15 protein-coding genes are annotated in these 12950 nt (G+C 63.5%); all 15 read right to left on the bottom strand.

Annotated features, from left to right (window positions below):
• Window position 1: 1 nt before the first annotated feature.
• The 15 genes from fliQ to fliF all read right to left on the bottom strand — a co-directional run bounded on the left by fliQ (window position 2) and on the right by fliF (window position 12939).
• Entirely contained in the window at window positions 2–271 is a 270-nt protein-coding gene (fliQ, locus tag R6G97_RS13765) for a flagellar biosynthesis protein FliQ (RefSeq protein ID WP_090345491.1), read from the bottom strand.
• Between the two features lie 21 nt (window positions 272–292).
• Entirely contained in the window at window positions 293–1048 is a 756-nt protein-coding gene (fliP, locus tag R6G97_RS13760; protein WP_043212790.1) for a flagellar type III secretion system pore protein FliP, read from the bottom strand.
• Window positions 1048–1482, bottom strand: a complete 435-nt coding sequence (gene fliO / locus R6G97_RS13755; protein WP_289717069.1) for a flagellar biosynthetic protein FliO — start codon at window positions 1480–1482, stop codon at window positions 1048–1050. The genes fliP and fliO overlap by 1 nt, the downstream gene beginning before the upstream one ends.
• 12 nt (window positions 1483–1494) lie before the next feature.
• Entirely contained in the window at window positions 1495–1959 is a 465-nt protein-coding gene (fliN, locus tag R6G97_RS13750) for a flagellar motor switch protein FliN (RefSeq protein ID WP_043212852.1), read from the bottom strand.
• A gap of 47 nt (window positions 1960–2006) precedes the next feature.
• On the bottom strand, window positions 2007–2975 hold the full coding sequence (fliM, locus tag R6G97_RS13745; protein WP_043212789.1) for a flagellar motor switch protein FliM: 969 nt from the start codon (window positions 2973–2975) through the stop codon (window positions 2007–2009).
• A 9-nt stretch (window positions 2976–2984) separates the two neighbouring features.
• Window positions 2985–3482, bottom strand: a complete 498-nt coding sequence (gene fliL / locus R6G97_RS13740; RefSeq protein ID WP_043212786.1) for a flagellar basal body-associated protein FliL — start codon at window positions 3480–3482, stop codon at window positions 2985–2987.
• A 139-nt stretch (window positions 3483–3621) separates the two neighbouring features.
• Entirely contained in the window at window positions 3622–4893 is a 1272-nt protein-coding gene (locus tag R6G97_RS13735; RefSeq protein WP_043212784.1) for a flagellar hook-length control protein FliK, read from the bottom strand.
• A 70-nt stretch (window positions 4894–4963) separates the two neighbouring features.
• Entirely contained in the window at window positions 4964–5311 is a 348-nt protein-coding gene (locus R6G97_RS13730) for an Hpt domain-containing protein (RefSeq protein ID WP_043212781.1), read from the bottom strand.
• A gap of 60 nt (window positions 5312–5371) precedes the next feature.
• Window positions 5372–7063, bottom strand: coding sequence for an ATP-binding SpoIIE family protein phosphatase (locus tag R6G97_RS13725; protein WP_317847105.1), 1692 nt, complete (start codon window positions 7061–7063; stop codon window positions 5372–5374).
• Window positions 7064–7071: 8 nt separating this feature from the next.
• Window positions 7072–7377, bottom strand: a complete 306-nt coding sequence (locus tag R6G97_RS13720; protein WP_043212774.1) for an STAS domain-containing protein — start codon at window positions 7375–7377, stop codon at window positions 7072–7074.
• Window positions 7378–7474: 97 nt separating this feature from the next.
• Window positions 7475–7927: a flagellar export protein FliJ gene (gene fliJ, locus R6G97_RS13715; protein WP_043212772.1), complete on the bottom strand. Its 453-nt coding sequence runs from the start codon at window positions 7925–7927 to the stop codon at window positions 7475–7477.
• Between the two features lie 6 nt (window positions 7928–7933).
• A complete protein-coding gene (fliI, locus tag R6G97_RS13710; RefSeq protein ID WP_070571550.1) occupies window positions 7934–9292 on the bottom strand; it encodes a flagellar protein export ATPase FliI in 1359 nt (452 codons plus the stop codon).
• Window positions 9282–10058 carry a flagellar assembly protein FliH gene (gene fliH / locus R6G97_RS13705; RefSeq protein WP_043212766.1) on the bottom strand — a complete coding sequence of 259 codons (777 nt, stop codon included), beginning with the start codon at window positions 10056–10058 and terminating at the stop codon, window positions 9282–9284. Before fliH ends, fliI begins: the two co-directional genes overlap by 11 nt.
• A gap of 90 nt (window positions 10059–10148) precedes the next feature.
• Entirely contained in the window at window positions 10149–11168 is a 1020-nt protein-coding gene (gene fliG / locus R6G97_RS13700; RefSeq protein WP_043212764.1) for a flagellar motor switch protein FliG, read from the bottom strand.
• Window positions 11161–12939: a flagellar basal-body MS-ring/collar protein FliF gene (gene fliF / locus R6G97_RS13695; RefSeq protein WP_070571548.1), complete on the bottom strand. Its 1779-nt coding sequence runs from the start codon at window positions 12937–12939 to the stop codon at window positions 11161–11163. The genes fliG and fliF overlap by 8 nt, the downstream gene beginning before the upstream one ends.
• Window positions 12940–12950 lie beyond the last annotated feature (11 nt).

The raw sequence follows: 12950 nt of genomic DNA, 5'->3' as shown, positions 1-12950 counted from the left end.
ATCAACCAATCAGCTGCGGAATGCTGGTGTACAGGCGATTGAAATACTCCATGAAACGCTGCAGGAGCCAAGGCCCGACGACAATCAGGGTCACCAGCATCACCAGCAGGCGCGGCAGGAAACTGAGCGTCTGTTCGTTGATCTGGGTCGCCGCCTGGAACATCGCCACCACCAGACCGACCAGCAGGCTTGGCACTACCAGGATGGCCACCATCATGGCCGTCATCCAGAGGGCATCGCGGAACAAATCCAAGGCTACTTCAGGTGTCATACAGGGCTCTCCTTGATGGCCTCAGACGCCACCGAAACTGCCGGCCAGGGTACCCATGATCAACGCCCAGCCATCGACCAGGACGAACAGCATGATCTTGAACGGCAGCGAGATGATCAGCGGCGAGAGCATCATCATGCCCATGGCCATCAGCACGCTGGCCACCACCATGTCGATGATCAAGAACGGAATGAAGATCATGAAGCCGATCTGGAACGCGGTCTTGAGCTCCGAGGTGACGAACGCCGGCACCAGGATGGTCAATGGCGCCTGTTCAGGGCTGGCGATGTCGGTGCGTTTGGACAGGCGCACGAACAGGTCCAGGTCGCTTTGCCGGGTCTGGGCCAGCATGAAGTCCTTCAGCGGCCCCTGGGCCTTGTCGATGGCTTGCTGGGCGGTCATCTGCTCGTTCAGGTAGGGCTGGATGGCGTCCTGGTTCACCCGGTCGAACACCGGGGCCATGATGAACAGCGTCAGGAACAACGCCATGCCGGTCAGCACCTGGTTCGAAGGCGTCTGCTGCAGGCCCAGGGCCTGACGCAGGATGGAAAAGACAATGATGATGCGGGTGAAGCTGGTCATCAGGATGACGAACGCCGGAATGAAACTCAGCGCCGTCATGATCAGCAGGATTTGCAGGCTGACCGAATACTCCTGCTGGCCGTCCGCCCCATTGGACAGGGTGATGGCCGGAATCGACAGCGGGTCGGCAGCCAAGGCCATCGGCGCAGCCAGCAGCAGCGCCAGGGTCAACAATGAGCGCAATGCGCCGGTCATCACTTCTTGTCCTTCTGATCCTTGCCCATCAGCTCGAGCAGCCGCTGGGCGAACTCCGGCGTGGCCGGGCGGGCACTGGCGGGCACCTCCACAGGCTCGGCCAACACATGCAATGCCTCGATGTTGCCGGGCGAGTGACCGATGAGGATCTGCTCCTTGCCCACCTGCACCAGCAGCAGGCGGTCACGCGGGCCGATCGTCCGGCTGCCGATGATATCGATCACCTGCCCACCGCGCGGTGTCGCGCCCTGCATGCGGCGCAGCAACCAGGCAAGGGCGAAGATCAGGCCGACCACCAGCAACAGGCCGAAGACCATCTGTGCCAACTGCCCGATGAGGCTGCCGGGTGCGGCCGCAGCGGGTGCCGCTGCCTGGGTGGCCGCGATCACCGTCTCGCTGACGAGCAATGCGCCGAAGGCCATCACGGCCCGCATCGACCCCTTCACTCAGCGCAGCTTCTTGATGCGTTCGCTGGGGCTGATCACGTCGGTCAGGCGGATGCCGAACTTCTCGTTGACCACCACCACCTCGCCGTGGGCGATCAAGGTGCCGTTGACCAGCACGTCCAACGGCTCGCCCGCCAGGCGATCAAGCTCGATCACCGAGCCCTGGTTGAGCTGCAGCAAGTTGCGGATGCTGATTTCGGTGCTGCCCACTTCCATGGAAATGTTCACCGGGATATCCAGGATCACATCCAGGTTCGGCCCCTCGAGGCTGACGTTTTCATTGGGCTTGGGGGAGCTTGCGAACTCTTCCATCGGCAGGCGGCCGGCGCCGGACTTGCCGCTGTCGGCAGCCAGCAGTGCATCGATGTCGGCCTGGCCGGCGTCGCCGGTTTCCTGCAGGGCGGCAGCCCACTCATCGGCCAGAGCCTGTTCCTCCGGGGAGGTGATTTCGTTTTCGTTAGCCATGATGTCCTCGACAGGCATTCAATTCGGAAGGAGCGACCGGCACGCCGTCAGCGACGTTCGATCGGGTCGATGATCTGCAGCGACAAGGTGCCCTTGTGCGAGCCCAGGCGCGCCTTGAACGACGGCACGCCGTTGGCGCGCAGCACCAGGTGCTCGGGCAACTCGACGGGGATCACATCGCCCGGCTGCATGTGCAGGATGTCGCGCAGCTTGAGCTGACGGCGGGCCACGGTGGCCGAGAGCGGCACGCTGACATCGAGCACGTCTTCGCGCAGGGCCTTGACCCAACGCTCGTCCTGGTCGTCCAGGTCGGACTGGAAGCCCGCATCGAGCATCTCGCGCACCGGTTCGATCATCGAGTACGGCATGGTCACGTGCAGGTCGCCGCCACCGCCGTCCAGTTCGATATGGAACGTCGAGACCACCACCGCCTCGCTCGGGCCGACGATGTTGGCCATGGCCGGGTTGACCTCGGAGTTTATGTACTCGAAGTTGACCGGCATGATTGCCTGCCAGGCTTCCTTGAGGTCGACGAAGGCCTGGTCGAGCACCATGCGCACCACGCGCAGCTCGGTGGGCGTGAATTCACGACCTTCGATCTTGGCGTGACGGCCATCGCCACCGAAGAAGTTGTCCACCAGCTTGAACACCAGCTTGGCGTCGAGGATGAACAACGAAGTGCCGCGCAGCGGCTTGATCTTGACCAGGTTCAGACTGGTCGGGACATACAGCGAATGCACGTACTCGCCGAACTTCATCACCTGCACGCCGCCGACCGCCACGTCGGCGGAGCGACGCAGCAGGTTGAACATGCTGATGCGGGTATAGCGGGCGAAGCGTTCGTTGATCATCTCCAGGGTCGGCATGCGTCCGCGGACGATCCGATCCTGGCTGGTCAGGTCATAGCTTTTGACGCCACCGGGCTCGGCGGCGCTTTCGGTTTGTACCAGACCATCATCGACGCCATGCAACAGGGCGTCGATCTCATCCTGGGACAGCAGGTCCTGCACGGCCATTTCGGGCTCCTACTGCAATACGAAATTGGTGAACAGCAGCTGGTCCACGACCGGCTTGCCGACTTCCTTCTGCGCCACTTCCTGGACCACCGCGGTGGCCTTCTGGCGCAGCATCTCCTGGCCTACCGGGCTGCTGGCCAGGGTGTCGAAACCTTGTCCCGAGAACATCATGACCAGGTTGTTGCGGATCACAGGCATGTGCACCTTGAGTGCGTCCAGGTCGGCCTGGTTGCGCCCCTGCATGGTGATGCTCACCTGCATGTAGCGCTGGCGGCCGTTCTGGTTGAAATTGACCACGAAAGCCGGCGCCAGCGGCTCATAGATCGCCGCCGCCTTGACGTTGGCCTGGGCAGGATCGACAGCGGGTGCCGACTCGCTCTTGTGCATGACGAACCACGTGGCGCCCACCGACAGGCCTACGGCCAGCAGCAATGCGAGCACCAGCAGGAGGATCAGCTTGAGTTTGCCTTTAGTGGCGGGGTCTTTGACTGCTTCGCTCTTCGCCATGCCAATAATCCGTCGTCCATCGGGGTTTCAAAGAAGGATGACGTGGCTTGAGCAAGTGTTATGCCAGATTTGAGCCGAGCGGGAGCAACCGACAAGCGTAGGAGTTGGTGACGGCCTGAGATGGGCTGCGCCGCAGCCCTCAGGCGTAGTAATCGACGGCGCTGTCGCCGATCACCACCTGATGTTCGACCGGCTGTGCACCATCGGCCAGTTCACCATCGTCCTCGCCACCGGCCGTGGCGCGCCGCGCCGCGACCCCGGACAGGTTCGAACCCTCCTGCTGAGCCTGCTGTTGCTGCTGGCCGCGGGATTGATCGGCAACGTTGACATCAGGCTGGGCCAGACCCTGCTGGGCGAACAGTTCGCGCAGGCGATGCACCTGACTGTCCAGAGCGTCACGCACCCCGGCGTGACCACTGATGAAGGTGACCTGGGTAGACTGATCCGCCGCGACATTGACGCGGATGTCCAGGCGGCCCAACTCGGCGGGTTCGAGTTGAATGTCTGCGGACTTGAGGTTCTGGCTGGACAGGTACATGACGCGATTCACCAATCCTTCGGCCCAGGCGTTCTGGTTCATCGGCAGCGGCTGATGCAGTGGGCTGGGCGGTACGGCATTGGCGGTCTTGGGCGTTGCGGCCTGGGTCAGGCTGGCAAGGCGATTGGCGAAGTCGTCGACCCGCGTGTCGCTGCTGGCGCTCTTGGTATCCTTCAAGCCGTTATCGAGCAGCTCGCTGAAGGCTTTGTCACCTGGCTGCGAGGTGTCGCCTTCGGCTTGCGGTTTGTCGATCAGGCTCGCCAAGGTATTGACGGCTACCTGCCCATCGTCGGGCTGGCCGCTGTCACTTTGACTGGTGGGCGCCGCATGGGCGGAGGTCGTCCCTTTGGCCTGTGCACTTTGTTCCAGGGCCAGGCGCAAGGTCGGCAGGTTGGCCAACGGATCGGCCGCAGGGTCGAAATCCTCCACGGCCGGCGCCTGCTCCGACGGCGTCTCGACAGGCGCGGCCTGAGGCTGCACCGCGGCCTGCAGCACAGGCGCCACTGCCTCTGCCTGCGCCTGAATCAATTGCGCGCCAGGCTGGGCATCGGTGACCTGCCCGGCCACGAGGCTGGCATCGAGCAAGCTCGATTCGCTGCTGTCGCTGGTTTGATCGACCACTGGCAAGGTTTTGCCGCCATCGGCAACCGGCTGCGTATCGGCAGGCTCGGTCTTGCCGTCGATCGCACTGTCGGATTTGTCCTTGGCCTTGGCTTGGGTCGCCTTGTCATCACGCCCCTGGCGGGCCATGACCTGATCGAAGCCCCCCGTCTGGGAGCCCGCCGCCTGCGGCTTGTCCGCCGTCTGAGCAGCCGCGCGCGATGGCTTGCTCACCACACTGGCTTGCAGCAAAGGATTGGATGCGACAGGCATTGAAAGGTCTCCGCGCCGAATAATCGTGAATCGTCCAGGCAAAGACAGGCAAAAGTCGCGCCAGGTTGCTTCAACCTGCGGAAATACGCGCGCGCTCGGCGCGGTAGAAGCGCTGAACCTCGAGATACTCCTGATCGATCCGGTTGATCAGGTCCTCGATGCCATACAGAGAATGCTTTCGCACACGCTCCTCCAACTGCCGACACAGCTCGGCCAGACCCACCGCGCCCATGTTGCCGCTGCTGCCCTTGAAGCTGTGGGCCGCCAAGCCCAGCTCCTCGGCGCTGCGGGCCCCGTGCAATTGGTCTAGGCGGCGCTCGGAGTCTTCCAGAAAAGTCTCGAGCAATTGCAGATACCCCTCCTCCATGACCTCTTGCAGGTCACTGAGGATCTTCGGGTCGATATGCATGTCAGCCACTTGCTCACTCCTTTGATCAAGTCCATGGGGCCTGCTTGCGCAGGGTCCGGCGCCAGCTGCTCACCAACAGAATACCACCCGCGCACAACGTCCACCCTCAAGCCACTCGGCGCTCTGGCTGAGGCTGCGCACCAGGTTCAGTCCGCGCCCGCTCAACCCCTGGGCCTGCCGCTGGCCGGACAGCACCTGGGCAACGTCGAATCCCAGGCCGCTGTCGCGTACGTCGATCTTCAGACGCCCGCCCCTGGCCCAGGGTTCAACTTCCAGATCGATTCGCACGAAGCCGTCATCCTGTCGCGCCAAGCGAAGGCTACGCTCGCGGTAGTAGTCGGCAAATCCTTGGGCGTCGTGCTTGAGACGCGAATCCAGGCCAAGCACCCCATGTTCCAGGGCATTGGCGTACAACTCGCTCAGGACCGTGTGCAACAGGCCACCGTTTGGCCGCAGGCCATGGATCTCCTGCAGCAGTTGAACGAGGTATGGCACGGGATTGAAACGTTTCAAGCTTTCGCCACGCAATTCGAAGTGCAACGACCAATGCAACGGACCAGATCGGCTGGCCTCGCTGTCGGGCACGGCCGCTGGCGCCTGCCACTGGGGCTCGACCATGGACACGTCACACAGGCTGATATCGTCCCGGGGGCGCCCGCCAAAATGCTCCAGTGCTTGCATCAGCTCCGGCAGCAACTGCGCCGGATCGCGATTGGCGCGCAGCACCTGCTCCAGGCGCTGCACGCCGAATAACCGCTCCTGGTCATCGCAGGTATCGACCACGCCATCGGAAAGCAGCAAAAGCCGCTCGCCCACCGCCAGCGGCAACACCTCGGTGCTGTCATCGAAGCGCTCTGGCGAGAGGATGCCCAGTGGCAGGTGCCTCGATTGCAGCGTGGCCAGCACCTCTCCTGTAGCGGACAAACGGTAACCATCCGGCATGCCGCCGCTCCAGACCTCCACCGTGCCACGTTGATAGCTCAGGTCGAGCATCAGGGCGCAGCAGAACATGTCCACTGGCAGGATGTGCTTGAGCTTGGCGTTCATCTCCCGCAGCGTTTCTGCGACACCATGACCCTTGGCGGCCATGCCGTAGAACACCTCGGCCAAAGGCATGGCGCCAATCGCGGCGGGCAAGCCATGGCCGGTAAAGTCGCCCAGCAGCACATGCAGGTTGCCGTTGGGGGTATAGGCCGCCAGCAACAGGTCGCCATTGAACAACGCGTAGGGAGATTGCAGGTAGCGAATGTTGGGCGCGCGTAGGCATCCGGCATGGGCCACCTTGTCGAACACCGCCTTGGCGACCCGTTGCTCGTTGAGCAGGTGATGATGATGCCGGGCGATCTGGTCTCGCTGCTCGAGCACCGTGGCATGCAACCGACGCAGCCGATCCATGGCGCGGATCTTGGCGCCGAGGATCACCGCGCTGTAGGGCTTGGCCATGAAGTCGTCGCCGCCGGCTTCCAGGCAGCGCACCAAGGCGTCCTGCTCGTTGAGCGAGGTGAGAAAGATGATCGGCACCAGCGCTTCGCCGGCCAGCGCCTTGATCCGACGCGCCGCCTCGAAACCGTCCATCACCGGCATCAGCGCATCGAGCAGCACCAGCTGCGGCCGCCGTTCGGCGAACAGCGCCACGGCCTGCTCGCCGTTTTCCGCAGTGAACACTTCATGACCCTGGCGCCGGACGATCTGCGCCAGCAACAACCGGTCTGCCGCACCGTCTTCGGCGACCAGCACGCTCAGCGCCCGTTCGGCCGGCATGTCGACGCTCAACTGATATCGAACAGTTTTTCGAAATTGGAGATGGCGAGGATCTTGCGCACGTCAGGGCTGGTGTTGATCACGCTGATGCAGGCGTCTTCACCGCCCTCATGGTCGCGCAGCAACAGCAGCATGCCCAATGCCGAGCTGTCCAGGTAAGTGGCGTCCTTGAGGTCCACGACCACTGAGTCAGGGCGGACGGGTTGTCGTTCGTAGGCATTGCGAAATTCTTGATGCCTGCCGAAGTCAAACCGCCCTTTGACGGTGATCGTGAGTTTTTTCTCGTCCTGTGAAAAATCGGATTCGACAGCCATGCCAGCGATTCCTTCGATGATGATGGCGAATGCGATCCTAGTAGGTTTAGCAGGCGCTACCGGCAATCGCAAATTGGCGCAGACGCCAGCAAGACGGTTACAGGTGATGATGACGCGGCAAACGCTGGGATAATTCATCCAACAGCTTTTGCTCACGCTTGTCTTCCGCCCGCCGGGCTTCGTCGAGATATCGCTGCACCAGCTTGCGCAACCCCTCGACCCGCGCATGGGCCTGCTGCCAGATGCCCCGGGCATTGTTGAGGTTGTTCTGGTGCCAGGCCAGGCTCTGGCGCTGCTGAGTCATCGCCGTTTCCAACTGACCGAGAAAGCGTTGGTAGTTGACCAGCCAGTTGCCGTTGACCCCCTGTCCGCCGCGGTTGATCCACTGCAACTGATAGTCTTCGCGAAAACGCTCGAGCTCGGCCAGCTTGGCGTGGGCCTGGGCCAACTGCTGCTGGAAGTGGCCAAGGCGCTGGGCGGCCTTGCGCTCGGCCTCCTCGGCCATCTCCACCACCGGCGCCAGGCGCGCGGCTCGACTGGGCAAGGCCATGACCTATCAGCCGCCTGCAGGCGAAGCGAAGATGGCGCCGAGCTGCTCGCGGCTCTGGGCCATGCCGACGTTTTCCTGAAGGCCCTGACGCAAGAAGCCCACCAGGCTCGACTGCAGAGCAATGGCCTGGTCGGTCTCCGGGTCTCCGCCTGGTACATAGGCACCGACGCTGATCAGGTCGCGGCTTTGAGACAGGCGCGACCACAACTGCTTGAAGTGCTGGGCTTGGCGCAGGTGATCCGGATCGACAACCTGGGGCATGACCCGGCTGATGGACGCTTCGATATCGATGGCCGGGTAATGCCCTTCCTCGGCCAACCGCCGAGACAGTACGAAGTGGCCATCGAGCACGCCGCGCGCCGCATCGGCGATAGGATCCTGCTGGTCGTCACCTTCGGACAGCACCGTGTAGAAAGCAGTGATCGAGCCACCGCCTGGCTCGCCATTGCCCGCGCGCTCGACCAGCTTGGGCAGTTTGGCGAACACCGAAGGCGGATAGCCGCGGGTCGCCGGCGGCTCGCCGATGGCCAGGGCGATTTCCCGCTGGGCCTGGGCGAAACGGGTCAGCGAATCCATCAGCAGCAGAACGTTCTTGCCTTTGTCACGGAAATATTCGGCAATTCGCGTGCAGTACATCGCCGCGCGCAGGCGCATCAGTGGCGCATCGTCGGCAGGCGAGGCCACCACCACCGAGCGCTTGAGCCCTTCCTCACCGAGGATGTGCTCGATGAACTCCTTCACCTCGCGGCCCCGCTCGCCGATCAGGCCGACCACGATGATCTCGGCCTCGGTGAAGCGCGTCATCATGCCCAGCAATACCGATTTACCCACACCGGTACCGGCGAACAGGCCCAGACGCTGCCCACGCCCCACCGTGAGCAGCCCGTTGATGCTGCGGATACCCACGTCCAGCGGCTGGCTGATCGGGTCGCGGTTGAGCGGGTTGATGATCGGGCCGTCCATCGGCACCCAGTCTTCGGCTTTCATCCCACCTTTGCCATCCAGGGCACGCCCGGCACCATCGAGCACTCGCCCGAGCATGCTCATGCCCATGGGCAGCCGACCGCTGTCGTCCAAGGGCACGACGCGCGCCCCGGGCGCGATACCCGCGATACTGCCCACCGGCATGAGGAAGACCTTGGCGCCGGAAAAGCCCATGACCTCGGCCTCGACCTGCACCGGGTGGTAGCTGTCGTCGTTGATCACCAGACAGCGACTGCCGACTGCGGTGCGCAGGCCTTCGGCCTCCAGGGTGAGGCCGACCATGCGCAGCAAGCGCCCCTCCACCACCGGTTGGTCCGGTAATTTAACCGCCGCCGCATAACCGCCCAGGCGCTTGCCGAAGCTGGTGCGCTCAAGACGCATCGCCATGCTCCGGGATGCTTGTTTCCAGCTCAAGGGCAAGATCCGGCGCGGCCGGGTGCAGGGACTGGTCGTGCAATTGGTCGAACAATTGCGCCAGCGCCTTTTCCAGGCGCGTTTCCATGGTCGCATCGATGCGGCTGTGCAGCGTTTCGATCCGGCAACCGCCAGGCAACAGCGACTCGTCCTCGAGCAGCTTCCAACGCTCTTCGTGGCGTTCGCGCAGGGCCTTGGCCAGCTCGAAATCCTGAGGGTTCAGATGGATGCGGATATTCTCGGCGCCCATGGGCAGCAGCTTGAGCGCCTCGCGCAGCACATGGGTTATCTGGCTCGAATCGCTGCGCAGCTCGCGACCGATCACCTGACGAGCCATGTGCGCCACCAACTGCACCAGGCCACGCTCGATCTGGGTGTCCTGTTCGGCGATAGGTTCGAGCAGTTGCCCCATCAGTTGTTCGAGGCTGGCCAGCTTGGCCGCCAAAGCCACCTCGGCCTCCTGACGCACTTTCAGCTGGGTACTGTGGAAACCTTCGCGCTCACCGGTGGCGAACCCTTCGTTGTAGGCCTCCTGACGGATCGCTTCGAGCTCTTCGAGGGTCAGTGGCTGGACTTCCTCCAGCGGCACCTCCTCGATTTCTTCCTCGACGATCTCAGGTTCCGGTTCAGGCTCCGGCTCTGGCTCCGGGTCGAAGCTGGGCAACGCCCAGACATCGACGCCCTCAAGATCGCGGGCGCGGATCAGATCGCTGAGGTGTTCATTGGTGGACATGTCAAAACCTCATGGCTACGAGCTGCACGCTTGCAGCGGCAAGAAAAGGCCATACGCTTTTCTTGCCACTCCAAGCGTGCCACTTGCGGCTTAAATCATTTCTTCGGCGCCTTTGCCGCCAAGCACGATCTCGCCGGCCTCGGCCATACGCCGTGCGATGGTGAGGATTTCCTTCTGCGCCGTCTCCACGTCGCTGACCCGCACCGGCCCCTTGGCCTCCAGGTCGTCGCGCAGCAGTTCCGAGGCGCGCTTGGACATGTTGCGGAAGATCTTGTCCTTGACCTTCTCGTCAGCGCCCTTGAGCGAGACGACCAGCACGTCGGAGGACACCTCGCGCAGCAGCGCCTGGATGCCACGATCGTCGACGTCGGCCAGGTTGTTGAAGACGAACATCAAGTCTTCGATCTGCTCGGACAGGTCGCCGTCGATATCGCGGATCGCATCCATCAGCTGGCCTTCGACCGAACTGTCGAGGAAGTTCATGATGTCCGCGGCGCGCTTGATGCCGCCCAGGGTGGTGCGCGCGGCATTGGAGTTGCCGGAGAACTGCTTCTCGAGGATCTGGTTCAGCTCCTTGAGCGCCGCCGGTTGCACGGTATTGAGCGACGAGACGCGCAGGATGATGTCCAGGCGCACCTTGTGGTCGAAGTTACTCAGCACCTCACCGGCTTGGTCCGGGTCCAGGTAGGCCACCACGATGGCCTGGATCTGCGGGTGTTCGTAGCGGATGACATCGGCCACGGCACGCGGCTCCATCCACTTGAGGCTGTCCAGGCCACTGGTGTTGCCACCCAGCAGGATGCGGTCGATCAGGCCGTTGGCCTTGTCCTCGCCCAAGGCCTGGTTGAGCATCTTGCGGATATAGCCGTCGGAGCCCACGCCCAGGCTGGTCTGGTCGCCGACGATTTCGACGAACTCGCTCATCACCTGCTCGACCTGTTCGCGATGGACGTTGCCCATCTGCGCCATGGCCACACCGACCCGCTGCACTTCCTTGGGCCCCATGTGTCGCAGGACCTGGGCGGCGTCGGTCTCGCCCAGGGAGAGCAGCAGGATCGCCGCCTTGTCGACGCGGCTCAGCTTGGCGGTAACGGCTCGGTTGTCACTCATCGGCGTTGATCCACTCTTTCACGACCTGGGCCACGCGACCCGGGTCTTCGGCCACCAGGCCTTTGATTGCGTTCAACTGTGCTTCATAGCCCTCGCTCGGGCTCGGCAACAGAATGCTTTGCGGGCCACCCAGGGTGACGCGGTCGTTGGCCAGTTCGCCATCCAGACCGATCATCCCGCCCAGCTCCATGTCGCTGTCGGTGGCGGCCTGCTTGCCGCCACCTGTGATGTTGTTGAGCACCGGACGCAGCACACCGAATACCAGCACCAGGATGAACACGACACCCAGCACCTGCTTGACGATGTCCCAGAACCAAGGCTGCGAGTAGAACGGAATGTCCTCCAGCTCCGTGCCACGGTCAGCGGAGAACGGCACGTTGACCACGGTCACGCTGTCGCCACGGCTGGCATCGAAGCCCACTGCGTCCTGCACCAGGCGAGTGAAGCGCGCCAGGTCCTCGGCCCCCCATGGGGCACGGGTGGCTTCGCCGGTGGCGGCGTCGACCTTGACCTGGTCGTCCACTACCACGGCCACCGACAGGCGCGTCAGGCGGCCCTGCTGCTGACGGGTGTGGCTGATGGAGCGATCGAGCTCGAAGTTCTTGGTGGTCTGCTGACGCTTGTCAGCCGGGTAAGGCGCCAACATCGGCTGGCCAGTGGCCGGGTCCATGATCTGTTGGCCATTGGCGTCCACCAGTGGCTGGCCTGGCTGGATCGCACCGGCAGGCGGCGCCGAGGCGGTGGCATTTTCAGGCGCCGAGGCACCGGCCGGCGGCTGGTTGCTCAGGGCACCGGGCACGCCTTGCGGGGGCTGGCTGCTGGAGCGCTGTTCATTGACCGACTGCTCGCTGCGAAGCGCTGGCTGATCTGGGTTGAACTGCTCGGAGGTGGACTCGACCGCGCTGAAGTCGACGTCGGCCGATACCTCGGCCTTGTAGCGGTCGTTGCCCAGCACCGGCTGCAGGATGTTGTGCACACGCTGGGTCAACAGGCCTTCCATGCGGCGGCTGTAGTCGAACTGCTTGCCGGCCATGGTCAAGGCGGTGTCCTGCAACTGCTCGGAGAGCAGGTTGCCCTTCTGGTCGACCACGGTCACCTGGGACTTGTCCAGTTCCGGCACGCTGGTGGCCACCAGGTTGACGATGGCCATGACCTGGCCGGCCTCCAGGGCGCGTCCCGGATACAGCTCGACCAGTACCGATGCGCTGGGCTTGCGCTCGTCGCGCACGAACACCGAGCTCTTGGGAATGGCCAGGTGGACACGGGCGGCCTTGACGTTGTTCAGGCTCGATACGGTACGCGCCAGTTCGCCTTCAAGGCCCCGACGGTAGCGGGTGGCCTCCATGAACTGGCTGGTACCCAGGCCCTGCTCTTTATCGAGAATCTCGAAGCCGATGTTGCCATCGCTTGGCGCGACACCGGCAGCAGCCAGCTTAAGGCGCGCGCGGGAGAGATCGTCGGCCTTGACCAGCAAGGCGCCGGAGTTGGGCTCCACGCGGTAGCCGATGTCCGCGGAGGCCAGGGTGTCCATGACCTGCTTGGCATCCAGGCCCGCCAGGCTGCCGTACAGCGGCCGGTAGTCCGGTTGCTGCGACCAAAGCACCACGGCGAAGCCGATCGCCACGCTCGCGGCCAGTCCGACCAGCAGGCCGACCTGACGCAGCATGGGCATCTGCGAAATGTTTTCCAGGAACGACATGCCGAACAGCGGCGGCTTGGGCGCTGGCGGACCACTCTTGGCGGGGGGATTGTCGACGACTGCTTCAGCCATGGCTCACTCTG

Source organism: Pseudomonas sp. HTZ2 (assembly GCF_033173945.1).
GTDB lineage: Bacteria > Pseudomonadota > Gammaproteobacteria > Pseudomonadales > Pseudomonadaceae > Aquipseudomonas > Aquipseudomonas guariconensis.
Note: the sequence above shows the minus strand (reverse complement) of the source record. Positions and strands in the feature narration are given on the sequence as shown.

Bases quoted from the DNA above. Each gene is read 5' to 3' on its own strand.
- fliQ (WP_090345491.1), bottom strand. From the start codon at position 271: ATGACACCTGAAGTAGCCTTGGATTTGTTCCGCGATGCCCTCTGGATG.
- fliP (WP_043212790.1), bottom strand. From the start codon at position 1,048: ATGACCGGCGCATTGCGCTCATTGTTGACCCTGGCGCTGCTGCTGGCT.
- fliO (WP_289717069.1), bottom strand. From the start codon at position 1,482: ATGCGGGCCGTGATGGCCTTCGGCGCATTGCTCGTCAGCGAGACGGTG.
- fliN (WP_043212852.1), bottom strand. From the start codon at position 1,959: ATGGCTAACGAAAACGAAATCACCTCCCCGGAGGAACAGGCTCTGGCC.
- fliM (WP_043212789.1), bottom strand. From the start codon at position 2,975: ATGGCCGTGCAGGACCTGCTGTCCCAGGATGAGATCGACGCCCTGTTG.
- fliL (WP_043212786.1), bottom strand. From the start codon at position 3,482: ATGGCGAAGAGCGAAGCAGTCAAAGACCCCGCCACTAAAGGCAAACTC.
- R6G97_RS13735 (WP_043212784.1), bottom strand. From the start codon at position 4,893: ATGCCTGTCGCATCCAATCCTTTGCTGCAAGCCAGTGTGGTGAGCAAG.
- R6G97_RS13725 (WP_317847105.1), bottom strand. From the start codon at position 7,063: ATGCCGGCCGAACGGGCGCTGAGCGTGCTGGTCGCCGAAGACGGTGCG.
- R6G97_RS13720 (WP_043212774.1), bottom strand. From the start codon at position 7,377: ATGGCTGTCGAATCCGATTTTTCACAGGACGAGAAAAAACTCACGATC.
- fliJ (WP_043212772.1), bottom strand. From the start codon at position 7,927: ATGGCCTTGCCCAGTCGAGCCGCGCGCCTGGCGCCGGTGGTGGAGATG.
- fliI (WP_070571550.1), bottom strand. From the start codon at position 9,292: ATGCGTCTTGAGCGCACCAGCTTCGGCAAGCGCCTGGGCGGTTATGCG.
- fliH (WP_043212766.1), bottom strand. From the start codon at position 10,058: ATGTCCACCAATGAACACCTCAGCGATCTGATCCGCGCCCGCGATCTT.
- fliG (WP_043212764.1), bottom strand. From the start codon at position 11,168: ATGAGTGACAACCGAGCCGTTACCGCCAAGCTGAGCCGCGTCGACAAG.
- fliF (WP_070571548.1), bottom strand. From the start codon at position 12,939: ATGGCTGAAGCAGTCGTCGACAATCCCCCCGCCAAGAGTGGTCCGCCA.